The sequence below is a fragment of the Labilithrix luteola genome (genome assembly GCF_001263205.1).
Lineage (GTDB): Bacteria > Myxococcota_A > Polyangia > Polyangiales > Polyangiaceae > Labilithrix > Labilithrix luteola.
The window spans coordinates 10,246,336-10,264,598 of sequence record NZ_CP012333.1; the positions used below are offsets into that span (position 1 = coordinate 10,246,336).

12 protein-coding genes and 1 tRNA gene are annotated in these 18,263 nt (G+C 66.0%); 6 read left to right on the top strand and 7 right to left on the bottom strand.

Annotation, left to right across the window (positions count from 1 at the left end; translation table 11 throughout):
* Positions 1 to 66: 66 nt before the first annotated feature.
* Positions 67 to 1,311: a cation:proton antiporter gene (locus AKJ09_RS44175; protein ID WP_240488838.1), complete on the bottom strand. Its 1,245-nt coding sequence runs from the start codon at positions 1,309 to 1,311 to the stop codon at positions 67 to 69.
* Between the two features lie 92 nt (positions 1,312 to 1,403).
* On the opposite strand from AKJ09_RS44175, the gene AKJ09_RS44180 reads away from it, so the two are divergent.
* A complete protein-coding gene (locus tag AKJ09_RS44180) occupies positions 1,404 to 2,255 on the top strand; it encodes an SEC-C metal-binding domain-containing protein (RefSeq protein WP_169928364.1) in 852 nt (283 codons plus the stop codon).
* Here AKJ09_RS44180 and pdxR read toward each other — a convergent pair.
* Complete coding sequence (pdxR, locus tag AKJ09_RS44185) at positions 2,194 to 3,786, bottom strand: MocR-like pyridoxine biosynthesis transcription factor PdxR (protein WP_146653868.1); 1,593 nt, start codon at positions 3,784 to 3,786, stop codon at positions 2,194 to 2,196. The genes AKJ09_RS44180 and pdxR overlap by 62 nt on opposite strands.
* A 70-nt stretch (positions 3,787 to 3,856) precedes the next feature.
* On the opposite strand from pdxR, the gene AKJ09_RS44190 reads away from it, so the two are divergent.
* Positions 3,857 to 4,918 (top strand): GNAT family N-acetyltransferase, encoded by a 1,062-nt coding sequence (locus AKJ09_RS44190; protein WP_146653869.1) that lies wholly within the window; start codon positions 3,857 to 3,859, stop codon positions 4,916 to 4,918.
* Between the two features lie 197 nt (positions 4,919 to 5,115).
* On the opposite strand, the gene AKJ09_RS44195 is transcribed toward AKJ09_RS44190, so the two are convergent.
* From AKJ09_RS44195 to AKJ09_RS44210, 4 genes are all read right to left on the bottom strand, one after another.
* Positions 5,116 to 6,159 carry an outer membrane protein assembly factor BamD gene (locus AKJ09_RS44195; RefSeq protein WP_146653870.1) on the bottom strand — a complete coding sequence of 348 codons (1,044 nt, stop codon included), beginning with the start codon at positions 6,157 to 6,159 and terminating at the stop codon, positions 5,116 to 5,118.
* Between the two features lie 121 nt (positions 6,160 to 6,280).
* Complete coding sequence (locus AKJ09_RS44200; protein WP_169928365.1) at positions 6,281 to 7,882, bottom strand: serine/threonine-protein kinase; 1,602 nt, start codon at positions 7,880 to 7,882, stop codon at positions 6,281 to 6,283.
* Positions 7,883 to 8,132: 250 nt separating this feature from the next.
* Complete coding sequence (locus AKJ09_RS44205) at positions 8,133 to 9,779, bottom strand: type 1 periplasmic-binding domain-containing protein (RefSeq protein ID WP_146653872.1); 1,647 nt, start codon at positions 9,777 to 9,779, stop codon at positions 8,133 to 8,135.
* A gap of 1,107 nt (positions 9,780 to 10,886) precedes the next feature.
* Positions 10,887 to 10,961: transfer RNA gene (locus tag AKJ09_RS44210), tRNA-Thr, on the bottom strand.
* A gap of 742 nt (positions 10,962 to 11,703) precedes the next feature.
* On the opposite strand from AKJ09_RS44210, the gene AKJ09_RS44215 reads away from it, so the two are divergent.
* From AKJ09_RS44215 to AKJ09_RS44230, 4 genes are read left to right on the top strand one after another with little or no spacing between them, the layout of a single operon-like run.
* The gene (locus tag AKJ09_RS44215; protein WP_169928366.1) at positions 11,704 to 13,131 is read left to right on the top strand and encodes an ABC transporter substrate-binding protein; all 1,428 of its coding nucleotides are present in this window, start codon (positions 11,704 to 11,706) and stop codon (positions 13,129 to 13,131) included.
* A 19-nt stretch (positions 13,132 to 13,150) separates the two neighbouring features.
* Positions 13,151 to 14,908 carry a serine/threonine-protein kinase gene (locus tag AKJ09_RS44220; protein WP_146653874.1) on the top strand — a complete coding sequence of 586 codons (1,758 nt, stop codon included), beginning with the start codon at positions 13,151 to 13,153 and terminating at the stop codon, positions 14,906 to 14,908.
* Positions 14,909 to 14,961: 53 nt separating this feature from the next.
* Entirely contained in the window at positions 14,962 to 15,456 is a 495-nt protein-coding gene (locus AKJ09_RS44225; protein ID WP_146653875.1) for a hypothetical protein, read from the top strand.
* Positions 15,457 to 15,470: 14 nt separating this feature from the next.
* Positions 15,471 to 16,331: a hypothetical protein gene (locus AKJ09_RS44230; protein WP_146653876.1), complete on the top strand. Its 861-nt coding sequence runs from the start codon at positions 15,471 to 15,473 to the stop codon at positions 16,329 to 16,331.
* A 78-nt stretch (positions 16,332 to 16,409) separates the two neighbouring features.
* On the opposite strand, the gene AKJ09_RS44235 is transcribed toward AKJ09_RS44230, so the two are convergent.
* Positions 16,410 to 18,224 carry a serine/threonine-protein kinase gene (locus AKJ09_RS44235; protein WP_146653877.1) on the bottom strand — a complete coding sequence of 605 codons (1,815 nt, stop codon included), beginning with the start codon at positions 18,222 to 18,224 and terminating at the stop codon, positions 16,410 to 16,412.
* Between the last annotated feature and the right edge of the window lie 39 nt (positions 18,225 to 18,263).

Here is an 18,263-nt window from a genome sequence, read left to right on the forward strand (position 1 = left end):
TTCCGCGTCCTTTTTCGTGGCTTCCGCCAACCCGTTCGAGCGGGCCGAACCGGCCAGCCGCTCACTCTACGCGCCAGCCTCGGAAGCGGTTTCGCTTTTCTTCGAAAGATTTCGGAGCCGCATGGAAAGTGCGGGAGGAGCGACCAAGGTGGTCACGAAGACGGCGATCACGAGCGCCGAGTAGATGCCCGGAGAAAACAGAGGATTTCCGTCCACGACGAGCCGCGCTCCTGCGTCGGCGAAGATGAGGCCTACCTCGCCGCGCGGCGTCATCCCGAGACCCACGGTCAGGCGGTCGATGCGCTCGCCGGGAGCGCTGCGCACGCCGAGGCCACAGGCAAGCTTGCCGATCACGGCCACGACGACGAGCACGATGGCGAGGAGGAGCGACGTCATGTCGAAGCCCGAGAACTTCACGTTCATCCCGGTGCGCACGAAGAACACCGGCGCGAACACCGCGACGATCGGCGAGACGAACTCCTCGACCTTGTGGACGCCGTTCTCCCCGAACGGACGCAAACGAACCTCGTCGAGCAAGAGGCCCGCCGCATACGCGCCGACGATAGCGGCGAGCCCAGCCCTCTCGCTGGCCCCTCCGAGGAGCAGACACACGGCGACCGAAACCGGCCCGAGGACTTGAGGGCTGCAAAACTTCGCCGCGAATCGATACACGCCGCGCGTGACCCAGAGGCCGATCGCGAGCGCACCGATGACGAACCCCACCGCCGTGCCCGTGATGCGCCCGATCGTCCACGCATCCGGAGCGCCACTCACAGCCACGGCGGAGACGATCGCGAGGACCACGAGACCGAGAACGTCGTCGATGACTGCCGCGCCGAGAATGACGTGAGCCTCCGGACGGCCGAGCGCGCCCGCGTCCTTGAGGACGCTCGCCGTGATGCCTACGCTGGTCGCGCAGAGCGTCGCGCCGATGAAGAGGTGCGCGGCCATCGGAGCCGACGGCAAGATCAGCATGCTCGCACCGACACCGAGCACGCTCGGTACGATCACACCGATGATGGCGACGACGCCCGCACGCGGCGCGACCTTCGTCATTTGCGCGACACTGGATTCGAGCCCAACCTGGAAGAGCAGGAGCATCACGCCAAGCTCGGCCGCGAATTGAATGGCCGGCCCGCTCGCTTCCGCCATGAGCGCGGGAAGCGGCAAATTGCCGAGAATCATGCCCGCGATGAGCTCACCGAGCACAGCCGGTTGGCGAAGTCGGACCGCCGCCTCTCCGCCCAACTTCGCGACGAGGATGACGACGGCGAGCGTGAGCCACGTCATCGCCGAGAGGCCGTGTTCCATGGCCTTCTTCTAACGAGTTCACCACCGAAAGGCGACCGCATAGCGCCGAGGCGCTTCGCGCAGATATGCCGAGGTCCTACAATGGTGTCGCGATGCTCAACGTCGTCGACGCACTCACGACCGCCCGCATCTGTCCGTGCGATTGTCATGCGGAGCTGCCGCTGGACGAGCGCGTGAAGGGCATCGCTGCGGTCTACACGCTCGACGACGCGCTCCGCGGTTGGGGCTACACGCCGCTCTACGACGTGCACGGTGACCGAATCTGGCGCCGTACCCAGGAGGAGAACCCGCCCGAGTATCGAGGTGTCGCGGTTCGCTTCGGCGAGTGCATCTACCGGCGGTTGCTCGGCAGCATGATCCACGAGTGCATCCACGCCGTCTGCGGTGACGTCACCAAGCCGAACTACGGTGTGCTCTTCGGCCTGCCTTACGGCGTGCCCGTCGACGTCCCCGAGAACGACGAAGAAGCCTACCTCGCCGAATTCAACGCTTCCGAGGCGCGTGCCTGGGCCGGCGTGTGGATCGTCTCCCGTCACCTGTTCGGGCTCGACTGGGATCTCCGAACCGCGCGCGACATCGGAACGTATTGCTTCGTGGGTGGCAATGCGCTCGTGCCGGTGCCGAAGGGCTTCCGACCGGTGGCGCACATCGATCGCCAGCACCACGCCGAGCGCTACTATGCACGCGGGCGGAAGCTCGAAGACGCCGCGCGGACGTGGTTCGAGACGAACCTCGACGACGTCGCCTCGCGCATCCGTTCGGCGGCCGTGATCGGCGAGAAGAAGCGTCCTCGAAAGTATCCGAGCTCCGACTCCGTGGCCTCGTCCTCGCCGAAGAAGATCGGCCGCAACGAGCCATGCGTGTGCGGGAGCGGAGACAAGTTCAAAGACTGCTGCTCCTCGCGAGAGTCGCTGTCTTGGTTCTTGCCCGCGAACGCTCGGTAGCGCGCGAGGGTAGCGCGTTCACCATGCGGCGCACGGCTTCGCGTGCTTCCCGTTCGTCGTGCTGGGCGAAGCCGACGCGCAGGAACGGGCGCGGCTTGCCATCGAAGGCAAAGCGCTTCGCGCCCTGCAAGATCAGCCCGAGCTCGAGGGCTCGTTCGCTCCACGCATCGACCGAAACATCGCTCGCCACCTTCGCCCAGATGGCCGTTCCGCCACTCGGCAGCTCGAAGGAGAGCACCGAGCCGAGATGCCGTTCGAGCAAGCTTGCCACGTAGGCTCGCCGCTCTCCGTAGATGCGCTTGGTTCGGCGGATGTGCCGCTGGATCTCGCCTTCTTCCAGGAGGTCGGCGATGGCGCGTTCGAGGAGTCGATCACCTTGACGGTCGGTCGTTCTCCGAATGGACGCCAGGCGGGCAACGAGCGGCTCCGCGGCCACCAGGAAGCCGGTCCGCAGTCCCGGCGCGAGCACCTTCGACAAAGTACCGACGTAGATGACCACACCATTCGCATCGGCACTCGCCAGCGGCAACACGGGCCGACCTTCGTAGTGGAACTCGTGGTCGTAATCGTCTTCCAACACGAACAGCCGGTGCGCCCTCGCGAGCTCGAGGAGCCGAAGACGGCGCGCCGGGGCAAGCGTGACCGTCGTCGGGTACTGGTGATGAGGCGTGACGTACACGCCACGCAACCGGCGCTCGCTCGCGAGCCGCGCCAGCGCATCGACGTCGATCCCTCGAGCATCCACGGGCACGGGAACGATCGTCGCCCCCGCAGCTCGTAACGCGGACCATGCGGGCCGGTAACCGAGCGCCTCCACGGCAATGACGTCGCCCGGAGAAACGAGCGTACGCGCCACGAGATGGACGGCCATCTGGCTGCCACGGGTGACGAGCACGTTCTCCTCGCGCGCAGGAACCCCTCGCGTTGCCGCCACCATACCGGCGAGAGCCTGACGCAGCTCGCCGAGACCTTCGGGCTCGCCATACGAGAGCACGTCGAGGGGCTGGCGCGCGAGGACACGTCGCATCGCGCGCGCCAGAGCAGCCGCGGGGACGAGCCGTACGTCGGGGATGCCTCCTCCGAGAGACATCGAAGGCCCTTCGGCATGGCTGGTCCGCGGCGGAAGCTGCGCGCTCTGAGCGTGGGAGTCGTCGAGTCGGTCCTCCGGCGTCTGCGGAGGAATGTCGAAGCCCAGCGTCGTGATGCTCGTTCGCGTTGCGGTCGCGACCCGCTCGGCTCTGCGCTTGCCGTCGAAACGCCTGGGCGCAACGTCGGGGATCTCCTTCGAGACGAAGGTTCCTCGCGCCTCCTGCGTCTCGATCCACCCCTCGGCCTCCAGCTCCCGATACGCCGCGAGCACCGTGTTTCGATGCACACCGATCTGGTCGGCGAGCGTGCGACTCCCGGGAAGCGCATCGCCGGCTCGAAGGCGCCCGCGACGGACCTCGTCGGAGATGGCGCGTGCGATCCGCAAGAAGGCAGGCCCTTTGCTCGCGTCACCGATGTCGATCGTCACGGTCCAGGTGCGCATCCACCTGGTCTAGCACAAATGTCCAATCTGGACCTTCTCGAGGTACCACCCAGGCGTGAGACTCCGGTGCATGCGAAGGGCGATTTTCGCGGGTTCGAGCGCCGAGGGCCGAGCTCTTCTGGCGCGCGCACGCGCCATCCATCTGGCTATGGTCTCCGAAGCTGGGCTGCCCATTCTGCGAACGGTCAATGCCGTGGTGCTGGACGACGCCATCGCATTCCACGGAGCGCCGGCGGGCGAGAAGATGGAAGGCCTCGATAGGCCGGTCGTGGTCTCGGCCGAGGAGACGGTCGCCACGATCCCGAGCTGGTTTCTCGATCCCGAGCGGGCGTGCCCCGCAACGACGCTCTACGTCAGCGCGCAGGTCCACGGAACGTTGCGCGAGGTCACCGACCCGGCTCGCAAAGCACGCGTGCTCCAAGCGCTCATGGAGAAGTATCAACCCGAAGGCGGCCACCGTCCGATCGACGCCGAACACCCGCTCTACGCCAAGGCGGTGCGAGGGCTCCTCGTCGCCGAGGTATCGCTCGAGAACGTCGACTACAAGGAGAAGCTCGGACAGAACCGCACGGAGGCTGACCGCCTGACCATCCTCGAGAAGCTTTGGCAGCGTGGCGAGGATGGCGACGTACGAGCCATCACGCGCGTCGTCTCCCGTTTTCCCGAGCTCCCCCGCCCTGCCTTCCTACGCTGCGCGATTCCGGGCATCCGGCTGCAGTGCTGGGTCGACGAGGTCGAGCTCGTGGAGGCGCGCGCGCTGCTCGAGGACGCCTATTGGCTGCAGGACATACCGGCCCAGGACCACGTCACGGCGATGGCGCGATCGCCGGTCCGTGTGGGGGCACGCGACACCTCCGGCAAGCTCGTCGCGTTCGCGCGAGCGCTCTCCGACGAACGCCGCGTGGCGTGGATCTTCGACGTCGTCGTCGACGCGAGCCTGCGCAAAACCGGCGTCGGCTCGGCCATCATGGAGCTTCTGCTCGACCATCCCGCCGTCCGTCGCGCGCGACGTGTTCGGCTTGCGACGCGTGACGCGATGGAATTCTACCGGCGCAAAGGCTTCTGCGAGCTCGCCGAAGCTCCACGCCCGGGAGCATGGAGTTCGGTGGAGATGGTGCGCACGAACGCCTAGAGCACCGAACAGTTTGCGGACCGAGTATTTTCGCCGAGTTCCGAGCAGCGCGAGGCGCTCCGACGATAACTGCTCCTGCCAATTCGAGGAGGAGCAACGAAGCGCTGCGAAGGAAATCGGCGCAAAGAGCGGACGAGACCGCGGAGCAAACTGTTCGGTGCTCTAGCCGTCGACCGAGGCGCGAGCCGACGTGCGTGTCAGAAGCTCGTGTGGAATCCGAGACCGGCCGTGCCGTTGCCGAGGATCGGAACGACCATGGGCTTGTTCGCCTGTCCCGTGGTCTTCGACGAGCCCTGCGACGTCAGAATGAGCGTGACGCCGACGCCGATGAGGACGATGCCGCCGGCTCCCGAGACAATGGCCACGAGTTGGTTCGAGTTCGCCGCGCTCTTGTGGGAGTCGCGCGAGTCGATGATGGCCTTCTTGTTCGGATCGCCGTCGGGTACGGCGGTCATCTGCGCGAGCTGACCATCCTGCTCCTTGCGCTTGTCGTCTTCGCGCAGGGCGAGAAGCTCGAGACCGATGGCCACGGCGCCCGCGACGATGCCGGCGCCGCCGAGGATGAAGCCGACGTTGCGCTGGGTGCTGCTGCTGCCCTTGTCCGCCGCGAGGGCGTCACCGCCGACCACGGTGCCCGCCACCGGCGTCGCCTTCTCTTCGGGTTCATCGTCGAGCTTCGGAAGCTCGAACGGCGTCACACGAGCCGCCGACGCGATGTCGACGGAGCCTTTCCACGTCTTCTTGCCCTTCGCGCTCACCTCGATGGCGTGCGAGCCGGGATCGACGGGCACGTCTTTGCCGATGGTCGCGGTCGGGACGACGGTGCCGTCGCGGAGGATCGTGAGGGTGCTCGCAGCGTCCTTCGTCGTGATGCGAAGTTTCGGAAGCAGCGGCTCGAGACGCGACGCCTCGCTGCGGGCGCGCTCGGCACGTTCACGCTGGCCACGCTGATCAGCGAGGCCCGCTGCCGTTCGATACCAGCCCCAGGCCGTCGCGAGCTTCCCTTGCTTTTCGTTGCAGAGTGCAAGATTAATCTCGGTACCCGGGGACGCGTCCGCTTCGTTACTCCCGAAGAACGCTTCGCAGGCCGCCTTGTAGTCCTCACGCTTGAGAGCAGCCATGCCCTCCTCGAAGAGGTTCTCGGCGGTCGACGTGTCGCCTGCGTAGGCGAGCCCCGGTGCTCCGACGGACAAGACAAGAGCCGCGAGGGCGGCGTGGCGCGAGAAGGACGTGCGTCGCATCACGACGATCTATACACCAACCCTCAACGTCCCGTCGCGCAACGCGAGGTCACGAACGTGCTTCGTGAGGGGCGCGTCGGACGTGGTCGTCGCCGGGTCGCCGGGTCGCCGCCCCGCTCCCTCAGCGACTCGTCTCCGCGCCGCCCGCCGCTGGCTTCGACGTCGAGGCCTTCGGCTTCGCCGTCTCGGCGGGCTTGGCCGTTTCGGCCGCCTTCGGTTCCACCTTCGCGACGGGGTCCTTCGGCCTCGTTACCGAGGTGGCCTTCGAGTTCTGTCCCACCGGCGCGGTGACCGCGACGACGGGCGCCGACGATGCCGCTGGAGCCGCAGAAACCGCTGCGCTGGCCGGTGCAACGACGACGTTCTCCGCCGGCGGAGGAACCGGCGTCGTCGCGAGAACCGACGGAAGCGAGCTCGCCGAGGGCGCCCCGGACGAGGCCGTCGTCGAGGAATCGTGGGAGTCGTGGTTGCGACGAAGCGCAACGCCCACCAGCCCGAGACCGACCACCACCAGCACCCCACACACCGCAATCGCCCCGACGAAAACCGTACGCGACTTCGAGCCGGCCGACGTCGTCTGCCACGACTGGCTGAGCGCACTGTTCGTCTGGTTCGGTTGCGGTGTGATCGCGCCGATCGGGACCGTGCCCTTGACGACGGGAATGTTCACGGCCGAGCCCGTGCTCGAACCGACGGGCGCTCCGTACGGCACGTGCGCCTGATGCGCGCCCGTGCCCTGAGATGCGTGCTGCTGGGCATGCGCTTGGGCATGCGCTTGGGCCTGCGCGACGTGCGCCATCGCCGACGATGCGGCCCCCGGATCCATCATCTTCGTGCGGTTCGGACCGAACGGGAAATTTCCCCCCGTCATGGCGCCGGACACGAAGGGCATGAGAGACGCGGTGAGCTCGGTGACGCTCGAATACCGGTTCTCGAGGCGGCGCTGCAGGCAGCGCATCACGATGGCTTCGAGCTCGGGGGGGACATCGGGCGCGCGGACGCGAACGGCGGTCGGCTCGGTCTCGAGAATCGCTGCGAAGAGCTCGCCGAGGCTATCTCCCATGAATGGGAGCGTTCCCGTGAGGAGCTCGTACATGATGACGCCGAGCGCCCAGATGTCCGCGCGAACGTCGACGCTCTTCGAGCTTCGCAGCTGTTCGGGCGACATGTAGAGCGGCGACCCGAGCATCGCCTTCGTGGACGTCAATGCGCCCGGCGCTTGCCCGAGTGTCGACGACGACTTGGAGATGCCGAAGTCCAGCACCTTGACCACGCTCGTCCCGTCGTCACGGCGCGCGAGGAACAGGTTCGACGGCTTGAGGTCGCGATGGATGATGCCCTTCTCGTGGGCGAGCCTCACGCCCTCGAGCGCCTGCATCATGTAGCCCACGACTTCGGGGGCGGGCAGCTTGCGCTTTCGCTCGAGCACCTGCGCGAGGTCTTCACCCTCGAGCAGCTCGAGAATCATGTACGCGTAGCCCTTCTCCTCGCCGACGTCCTCGACGCGAACGACGTGCTCGCTCCGGATCTTCGCCGCCGCGCGTCCTTCGTTTTTGAAGCGCGCGGTCGCCTCCACGTTCGTGGTGTCGGCGAGCATCACCTTGATGGCGACGACGCTTTCGAGCTCGCGATGGCGGGCCGCGAACACGGCGCCCATGCCTCCCTGCCCGATGAGACGTTCCACCACGAACTTGCCGGCGACGAGGTCACCGACGTTGGGCATTTGAGTGGAGGTGGAGCCTGCGCCTGTCATCCCAGTTGAGGAGTCTAGGCGGCCCGCCCCTGCGCTACAAGAGACCCCCTTCAAACGGGGGACAATCGGGAGCCGGGGAACGCCTCGAGGTCCTCGGCACCAAAGGCGAGACAAAAGAAAACCGGCGGCCGACACGTAGTCAGCCGCCGGAGTACGCTACTGCCCGACACGCGAGACCCGAGACGCCCCGAAACCTCCCCGCGTCAGACCGTCCGTTGGGTCAGGGGCAGATGAACGTTCCCTTGAGGGCCTTCGCCGTCGCGTCGTAGGACTGGCTGGTTGCGTCGTTGAAGTACGGCTTGTTGGTGTTCGGGTCGTTGGAGATGCACCACACGGTGAAGTCCGAGTCCGCTTCGCCCGTCTGCGGGTTGAAGTCGAGCGGGCCGGACGCGCCGTTGAAGTCGACCGAGCCGCCACTGACGAGCGTGGAGAATCCGGTGTTGATCTTCGCGGGGCCGACGTCGAGCGACGTGGAGCCCTTCGCGATCAACTTCGTGAAGCCCGAGGCGATCGACGTGCCGGTAATGGGCTGCTTTCCTCCGCCCGACGCGATGCTGTACGCAATCATGTAGGTCGCGTCGTACGAGCCGGCCATGCCGAAGACGAGCTGCGGGTTGTCCGGGTGGGCGGCGGTGTAGCGGTAGCTGAAGAAGTCCTGGCCGAGCGTCGTGAGGGTGCCGGGGACCGTGCCGCGAATGCGGGTACGAAGCTCGGGGCTCGCAGTGACGGCCGTGATGAGCTCCGTCTTCCGGGGCCCGTCGGGAATCATGTAGAGCGGCTTCTTCGCCTGGCCCTCCGCCGATGCCTCGTAGGGCACGAGGATCTCCGTGATCGCTTCGGCCGTTCCATTGAGGACGATGATGTCCGGCTGGAGGCCCTTCAATGCAGTCACCGCCGCGGCCGTCGTCTTGTCCACCGGACACGCGTCCGTCGACGTCGGTTGCTGCCCGGCCGCCGGACTCGGGTTGAAGCACTGCGTGAGGCGGTTGCTCGCGTTGGCAGGATCGTCGTAGCCGGCGCCGTTGAACTTGAGGTTCTTGCGGAGCTCGCTGTCGAGGCCGACACCGTACGCATCGCTCTTGCTGATGATCGCCAGCTTGACGGTGCCCGTGACCTTGCCTGCGAGCTCTCCGATGACGAGCTCCATCGCCTTGCTCTGGATGACGTCCGACGGCGCCGCTCGCCACACGAGACGAACGCCATCAGGCGAGGCCGCAAGGCCCGTGATGGAGATGGCCGTGGAGCTCGGAGCGAAGAGGAGCGCTTTTGCGGGGATCGTCGACTTCGTGGCGGCGTTGACGGTCTTTCCGCTCGTGCCAGCGCCGATGACGGCAGCGAACCCGAGGTCCGTGGTGAGGTGGTTCGCGGCCTTGACCTCGTCGGGCTGGTCGTCGCAACCGACGAACGCGAGCTTGCGCGGCTTCGCGCACTTGTCGGCAGAAGGAATGCCGCCCGCGTTGTTGATCTCGTCCACCGCGAGCTGGACGCTGTTCTGGCGGTTCAAGCCGCTCGACGCGTTCGCGCCGGTCAACGAAAGCAGCGTGCCGAAGAAGATGGCGTCGTCGTCATCCGCGGCGCCAAGCACGTTGGGGCAAAGGTCGGACTTGAGCTTCACGCACTGGTTGTTGACGCAGGTCGCCGGCTCGCCGAGCTGCGCACTGCACTTCGTGTTGGTGCAGTCTCCTTTCGGCGCAGGCGGAGGTGCGTTGGCACACTCGTCCTGGGGGTCCGGCCCCGTCTCCGCGCCCGTACTGCCAGCGTCCCCCTGCGTTTTGGGGGTCGCCTCGTCCGACGAGGAGCACGCGACCGTGACGGTCATCAAGCACGCGCCAACTGCAACGAGTCCAAACAGAACGTGTCTCTTCATGCTGCCTCCAGTGCCAAGCAAAGCGCTCGGCCGAGAGTCTCAGGCACTCAACGGCCGAATCGCATTTCGAACTTCACACCCGAATTCCACCCATCCGCGCGCTCGACCAATCGATAGCGGACTCGATAAAACGCACGAATCAGCAACAACCCGCGAAAACGAGCGCAGGGCACGCGGCCCCTGACACAGTAAAGTACCCGCCTTCCCACGGCCGCGGCTACGGAAAGAATTGTTCCGTAGCGCATTTTTTTGAACCGAGAACCAACCAATCGGTTGACGCCAACTTCACGAACTACCCGTTCTCACCACCACCCTGGTGGCATTGAGGTGCCATTGCAGGATCGGAATTGATGAATCCGGGGCTAATCACATTTCGGATAGTGCAATCACCGTCTCAACAGACGATGCAATTCTCAGACTGCCCCGCGATTCGCAATTTTGACGCGCATTTTCCGCGCCGATTTTTCAACTCAAAGTGCGGGACTCAAGTCCACAACAAGTCGAGATCCGCGCCGCCGCCCGACGTCCGGGATCGCTTGTGACGGTGCACGTCGCACGTTCGACACCGTACGGCGGACGCTCCGGTGAGCGCGTCGGCCCGACACCCGCGTCGAGTCGCGAAGCGACGCCCGACCTCTCTCCAGTGTGGACGCTATCGGGCTCCGAGCAAATGACGAGTGGGCGGTCACCCAGCACGGACAGAATCCGACGAAGGCACACCTCACGCACACGAGCGGGGCTGTTGAACCGAAGGCTCCACGATGACGCGCAGCGCCAGCGCGCATCGTCCATCCTTAAGAGTCCAGCAACCCGAGTCGCTCGACAAGGCCCCGTGGCCACGAGGCTACGAATGCGAGGTGCGAGCGCGCACCGGTCCTATCGTGACCTCGGGCCCTCGCGCGCTATGTGACGCTGGCAGCGCGACAGACCGGGCGGCGCGCCGACCAACGCCGCCGCCCAACGTCGCGTGGCGCGTGGCGCTGCGTGGTCGCTACGACGGCCAGCCGACAAAATGAAAAACTGCCGCGTACGGGCATCCGCTCTTACCAAGCGAAAGGCTACCGTTCACGACAGCTCTTGCGGCTCCCGCGAGGAAACCGCATCTGTTGGAGCCACCTTCGAGACTTGAACTCGAGACCTACGGTTTACGAAACCGTTGCTCTACCACTGAGCTAAGGTGGCGATTGGTTTTCTGCGGTTCCGCCCGCTGTACAAACACCAGGGGAACCAGCCGTCCGAAGCGCCGAGAGCGCCGTCGAACATGGGCACCAAGTACGTCGAGCCACGATCAGAGTCAAGGAATTTTCGATCGTTGCCTGCGCCGATTCTTCGAACCGCCTGGAAAGCAGGGGGCGCCGTGGCGACGTCTCGACGTCCACCGATCGGGTGACATGCGCGGGCTCTCTCTGGCTCGCGGCTCGCGACTCGCGGCGGGCTCCTCTCCGGCGTCGGCAGACGACCACGCGACGTCGCCACGCTCCTCGGCCACCCCCGACGTACGTCGTCCTGCGTTACGCGCGGCGTCTCTCTCTTCGCCAACGAGCACGACGACCGTCCTGCGCGTGGATGGCGGGGACGCCGTGGACGGGCGTGGAGGGCGCGGAAGGACCGGAAGCACCGGAGGGAGAAGCGCGGAACGGAGTGGAGTGGCTGGCGCGCAGGAACAAACGTTTCCGCAAAACCGTCTCCGGCGCCGCAGGTCGCTTCACGAATTACCTATGCACGCCCGCGTAGAGGCATTGTTCAACACGAATCCGACACCCACTCCTTCGTTGTCGCGACCTGGTCGTTCGAGTGACCTCAATTGGTCTCATTGCGTCTCAGGGCGTCGCCAGGGAATGCCAAGTTTCAAGTTCGAAATTCTTTGCTTCTCTGAGCTAGCCAATTTCATCGCATGGAGGTTACGCTTCCTTTTGCGTCTCCCATGAACAGACTTGCCCTCTCGCGTATCTCGCTCACTGCTGTTGCACTTTCGATCAGCGTGGCCGGCTTCCTCCCGGCCTGCAGTGACAAAGGCGAAGCCGTCACACCGGCTCCGACCGCCGCGAATGCGAACGTGGTGCAGATGGGTCTCGTGCTCTCGTTGAGCGGAGACTTCAGCAGCATCGGTTCGGAAGCGAAGCGCGGAGCCGAGGTCGCCGTCGCGCAGATCAACGCGCTCGGGGGCATCCTTGGCGGCCGACAGATCCAGCTCGTCACGGTCGACGACCGGAGCGATCCGAAGCAGACGCGTGCTCGCGTCGAGGAGCTCGCTGCGAACGGAGTCGTCGCTGCCGTCGGGCCGTCGACGAGCCAAGCCGCGCTCGAGTTGAAGGATCTGATCGTGAGCGACAAGATCCTCTACGTCTCGCCGAGCGCAACGTCCCCGTTGCTCGATCACATCAACGACGGTGTCACGGCGGCGCCCAACACCAGGGCCCCGGTGCTCTTCCGCACGGCCGCGACCGACGCATTCCTCGCGGCGGCGCTCTCGCAGTGGTCGTCGGACTCGATCAACAACACGCGGCGCTGCCCCTATCTCGCGCTCGTCGTGCAGAACGATTCCTACGGCTCACCGATCGCCGAACAGCTCACGCTGGCGTACACGCGCCTGCACGTGCAGGTCAAACAGACCATCACGCTCGACGCCGCCACGGCGAACTCGCAGACGCTCGCGAGCGCGGCCGCGCAGGTCGGTGCGCTGGCGATGCCGACGCAGACCAACGCGGTCCAGTGCCAGGTGGTCGTTGCGCAGCCCACGCTCGCAGCCGACTACATCCGCGCATTCAAGGACTACACCGGGAAGGACACCCAGCGCGGCGGTTGGACCGACTTCGTCACGCTCGGCTCCGACGGCTTCCGGCAGAACGACTTCCTCTCCGCGAGCCGCGCCGATCCGGCCGACAAGGCCTCGCCGACGGCGGCCGAAGGAAGCTTCTCCGCGGCCGCCGACACCGTGCCTCCCAAGCGAGACGACTTCTCCGTCTCCCAGGAGTTCGCTGCCTTCAACAACCTGTTCGCGGCGCAGTTCCCTGGGCTCGATCTGGGGCGCTACAGCTCCACGGCATACGACGCCACGGTGATGCTCGCCATGGCGATGGAGCGCGCGCAAACTTCGAGTGACGTAAAGCAGCTTCGAGAAGCTCTCTTCCAACTCTCGGGGACCGGCCAAACCGTGACCCCTGCCAAAATGGGTGACATGCTCGAGAGAGTCCGTCGCACCCCAACATTGAATTACCAGGGTGTGTCTGGTTCGCTCGATTTCCAGGACAATGGATCGGTGCGGTCGGACTTCTCGGTGTGGAGGGTCCAGGGGGGCGTTTTCACGCTGGTGTCGACGCTGAGTGAGTCCGTGCTCTCGACTTCGAATTGACGTGAGCGGAGGTTAGGGCTTGAAACTGGGCAAGTACCAGCTGGTTGCGGAGATCGCCCGGGGCGGGATGGGCATCGTGTATCTGGCCGTCGCCCACGGTCCCGCCCGGTTCAGCAAACTCGTCGTCGTCAAGGAGCTGAAGCCGGAGCTCGTCGAGGATCCTCAATTCCTCGAGATGTTCCAGGAGGAGGCGCGGCTCGCTGCGCGTCTCAGTCACCCGAACATCGTGCAGACACACGAAGTCGGGAACGAAGGAAACCGTCACTACCTCGTGATGGATTACCTCGATGGCGTGACGCTCGCGCGTCTGCTCCGTCGCAAGAACACCCTCTTCACACGCGACATGCACCTGCGAGTCATCTGCGAGATGCTCGACGGCTTGCACTACGCGCACACGCTCACGGACTTCGATGGCTCGCCGCTGGGCATCGTCCACCGTGACGTGTCCCCGCAGAACGTGTTCCTCACGTACGACGGGCAAGCGAAGCTCGTCGACTTCGGCATCGCGAAGGCGCTCGACTCGAACATCGAGACGCGCACGGGCATGCTGAAGGGCAAGCCGGCGTACATGGCACCGGAACAGATCGGTGGCGACATCGATCCCCGCTCGGACGTGTTCGCTGCTGGCGTCATGATCTGGGAAGCCGTCGCTGGCCAGCGCATGTGGCACAAGAAGAGCGACGTCGAGGTGCTCACGCGGATCATCAAGGGCGAAATGCCCTTGCTCGCTGACGTTGCGCCCGATGCGCCGCCGGCGTTGATCGCGATCTGCAATCGCGCGATCACGAAAGATCGCGAGACGCGCTTCGCGAGCGCCGCGGAGTTGCGTGCGGAGCTCGAGACGTTCCTTCGCGAGAACGCGCCGGCGGTGACGATGCGCGAGGTGGGCGCGGTCGTGGGGGAGGTGTTCACCGCCGAGCGCACGACGACGCGCAGCACGATCGAGGCGCATCTCTCGCGGCTCAAGTCGGGATCAGAAACCACGGTCGAGAAGCTCCCGAGCCTGCGCCCAGCCGCCCCCTCGCCGGAGTCGATTTCGAACCCGGGCTACGACGGCAGTGCGCCGAGCAGCTCGCTCGCGGCCACGCCGCCGGGCTCGACGCTGGCAAGCGAACCTCTTGCGGCGCTCAACCTACCGAACCAGAAAGAGCGCCGTCTCAAAGGACTGCTGGTGGCAACGTTCGTCGGCATCGGCGCCGTCGCCGCGGCAACGTTCGTGATCGCGACGCGCCACCACGACGATGACGACGCCGGAAAGAAGGCGTTGAGCGCCGCGATCGCCCCCAGCGAGGCGGCCTCGGCGGGCCCCGAGATCCACGCCGACTCCGGTCCACGCCTCGCGCTCAACGAGGGCGAATCGGCCGCTGGCGCAGCCGTCCCAGCGGGCCCCGCGCGCCCGGATCCCAAGCCCGAAACTCGACGAATCGCCGCCGTTGCGCCGATCCCGCAGCCTCGCTCGACCGGTTACCCCACGCCGCATTCCGCGCCTCCCCCAGCCCCGACGCCAAAGGCTGCGCCGTCGGCAGCACCGTCGGTCAGCGTCGATGCGCCCGAACGCCCGGGCCCGGCATCGACCGGATACCTCACGATCGACACGTATCCGTGGACGCGCGTGACCGCGCAAGGACGCGTGCTCGGCGACACTCCGCTCGTTCGTGTGCCGCTTCCCGCAGGAACGCACGTGCTCACGCTCGAGAACCCCAACGAGAAGGTGCACCAGACGACCGTCGTCGTCATCAAGGCCGGTGAAACCGTCTCGCGTCGGCTCGCGTTCTGATTCCGCGACGCCCCTCCCGTCCTGCTTCCAACGTCCTCTCGACGAGTCCATCGATGAACATCCGAGCTTCGATTCTTGCGTGCATCGGAACCGCCCTCACGCTCGCGGCCTGCGCGGCGAAAACCGAGTCGGATCCGCCGCCGGTCAACTTCAACATTGCATTTCCATCGACGTCGGCGGCCGTCCTCACCGACTCGGTCAAGGTGTACGTGTTCGCTGGAACGCCGGCGTCGTGCAGCGAGCTCGTTCGTCTGCGCCAAACGCAGCAGCCGCTCCCGCCGACCGTCACCGAGACTGGCGCGCTGTCGCCCTGCCAGCTCGCGGGCGGGCAAGGCAGCACCTTCCAGCTGCCCATCAACGAGACGTACACGATGCTCGCCGTCGGTCAGATCGGCAGCGCGGATGTCTTCGCAGGTTGCGTCGTGCAGTCCAACTACGGAGCCACCGAGGCTCTGCCGATTCCGCTCAGCTTCATCGACAACAAGCAGAAACTCGCCACGACCCAGTGCGTGAAACTCTCTGACAAGTGCTCCGGCGCGTGCCAGTAACCCACGAGATCGCCATGCGTCCGACCCGCATTTCTCGCTTCTTCGCCATCGCCGGTTTCGTCGCCGCCACCGCCCTCGCGGGCCCCTCGTTCGCGGGCGTGGAGAGTGATCTCGCATCCGCCGAGAACGCTTACGCGGCGCTCGATTACGCGACCGCAACGAACGCCGCCGAGGCCGTTCTTGGCCAGCGCGGACTGAGCCACGACGTCCTCACTCGCGCATGCCGCGTGGCTGCTCTTGCGCATGCTGCGCAGGGGCACGGCGAACAGGCCAAACAGGCGTTCGTGCTCCTGCTCCAGTATGATCCCGAGTTCAAGCTCGACGGCAAGCTCGGACCGCGCTTTTCCGACCCGTTCGCCGAGGCGCGCGGTTACTGGCAGGCGCAGGGCCGCAAGCCCGGCATGGACGTCGAGACGTTCGTGACCTACGGCCAGGTCGGTCAGATCCGTGTCGCCACGCGCGATCCGCTCGGCACGGTCAAGCGCGTCACGGTTGGCTATCGCTGGGCCCCCGCACGCGACTACGCGATGACGACGGTCGAACCCGGAACGAAGCAGATCGAGGTCGAAGCGAATCCTTCGAGCTCGACGCGCCTCGAATACTACGTGCGCGCGGTCGACGCGAAGGACAGCGCCGTCTTCGAGGACGGCTCGCCCGAAGCACCGAAATCCACCACCGTCACCGAGCCCGCTCACGCGACGAAGGAAGAGAAGAAGTCGATCTTCGCGAGCCCGTGGTTCTACATCGCGGGTGGCGCGCTCCTCGCCGCTGCGGGGACCTACGGCTACTTCGCCCTGCGGCCTACCGAATACACGCCGGCTTCGTCGGGTCGCACCACGCTCGGCGCTGCGTGTGGCGGCGCGCGCTGCGACTGACACGATTCAGAATCGGAAGGGAACACGGAAGGCGGGACGCACCGGCGTCTCGCCTTTCCTTTTTGGGCGAATCGCCGTTCAGAACGCCAGGCGTTTGGTGGTCGTCTCGCCGCTCTTGATGACGACCGTCGTCGTCTGACGGAGCCCCTCGGTGGGGTTTTCGAAGACGACCGTGTGCGTCCCGGGAGGAAGCGGAACTTTCACGAGCGGCGTGTTGCCGAGCGCGCGACCGTTCACGCTGACTTTCGTCCACGGATAGGTGTCGAGCGTCACGTACCCCGGCGGGGCGGCGATCGTCGGCTCGGCCGAGTCCTCCGCGGGAGCGCTCGCCGCTCGTTTCGGTGGCGGCGCGGGCACGATCGGAGCAATCCGAGGCTTTCCAGTTGGCGCGGTCCAGCCTCGCGCGACGGCAGGCTTCGCGGCAGAAGGCTCCGACTCGAAAACCTCGGCCTCCGCCGAAGGAGCCGGCGCGGTTGGCGGCGTCACCGTTTCGACCACCGCCGGACGAGGCGCGATCGCCGCCGCTGCGAGAGGCGGGGGCTGGGGCAGTGCTTTGGCCTCGACCGGCGTCTCCTTTTTGGACGACGCAACGATGACGCCGATCAGCGCACCGATGCCGAGCAGGAGGACGCCCACCGAGGCCACGAGCATCGGAACGAGACGGCTACTCTGTGGCGCCGGCGCAAGCGACTTCGCGTCGACCTGCACGAAGGGCCCGACCGAGCCAATCGACTCGAGGCCCGCGGTGGGCAGGCTGACGATGTTGCTCATGCTCGGCCGCCTCGGCTGCTGCTGCTCGAAGTGCTCGTCGAGGTGGACGAAGATCTCCGGATCGTTGGGCACGGCGACCCTCCCCTGCCCCTCGGAGCCGGGGCTTCCGGACACGCGCTGCCGAATCAAGGACGCGATCTCCTCGCGGTGAGCCTTGAACAGCTCCGAGACGATGGCGCCGAGATCGCCTTCGCCGGCGTCGAGCTTCGGCATGGTCGCGAGCAGTGCCTCGCGCATTTCGGCGGCGCTCTCGTAGCGATCGCCGGGCTCGCGTGCGAGCGCTTTGTGGACGATGGCGTCGAGCTCCGGATCGATGTCGGGCACGACCGTCGAGAGGCGAGGCGGCGTGGCCTTCACGGCTGCAACGAGCTGCTCGACCATGTTCGCCCCGCTCACGAGCTTGCGCTGCGCGAGGAGCTCCCAGAGGATGACGCCCGCCGAATAGATGTCCGCGCGACGATCGACGGCCTTTCCGAGAATCTGCTCGGGCGGCATGTAGCGCGCCTTGCCCTTCATCGTTCCCGCGCGCGTCTCGGTGGACCGGAACGCCGCCTTCGCGATGCCGAAGTCGACGAGCTTGATGGCGCCGTCGTACCCGACGATCACGTTTTGCGGGCTCACATCGCGGTGGACGATGTTCAGCTTCGCCCCTGCATAGTCCTTCAATTCGTGTGCGTAATGAAGGCCCGCGAGAACGTCGGCAACGACGCGGGCCGCAAGCTTCGCCGGCAGCCTGCGACCGCGCTTGACGAGCTCGCGCTGCACGCGATTGAGCGAAGGCCCCTCGATGTACTCCATGACGAGATAGAGGCTGCCGCCCTCCTCGCACGCGTCGAACGTCTGCACGACGTTGGCGTGGTTGAGGAGCATCGAGAGCTTCGCCTCGTCCCAGAACATCTTCGCGAAGTGGTCGGCCTTGTCGCCATCGCGATCGTCCTCTTCCTCTTTCACGAGGTCGGTTCGGAGACGCTTGATGACGGCGAGACGCGAGAGCCCTCCCCCGCTGGACTGGGATATCGCGAGGTACACGTCCGCCATTCCGCCCTGACCGAGTTTCAGGAATGGCGTGTACTTCCCAAGAACTGGAAGCGAGGTCGGTTGGGTCACGGGCCGCACAATCATGGCGTTAGCTCGGGTTCAGCCCGGCGCCCGTCACGCTCG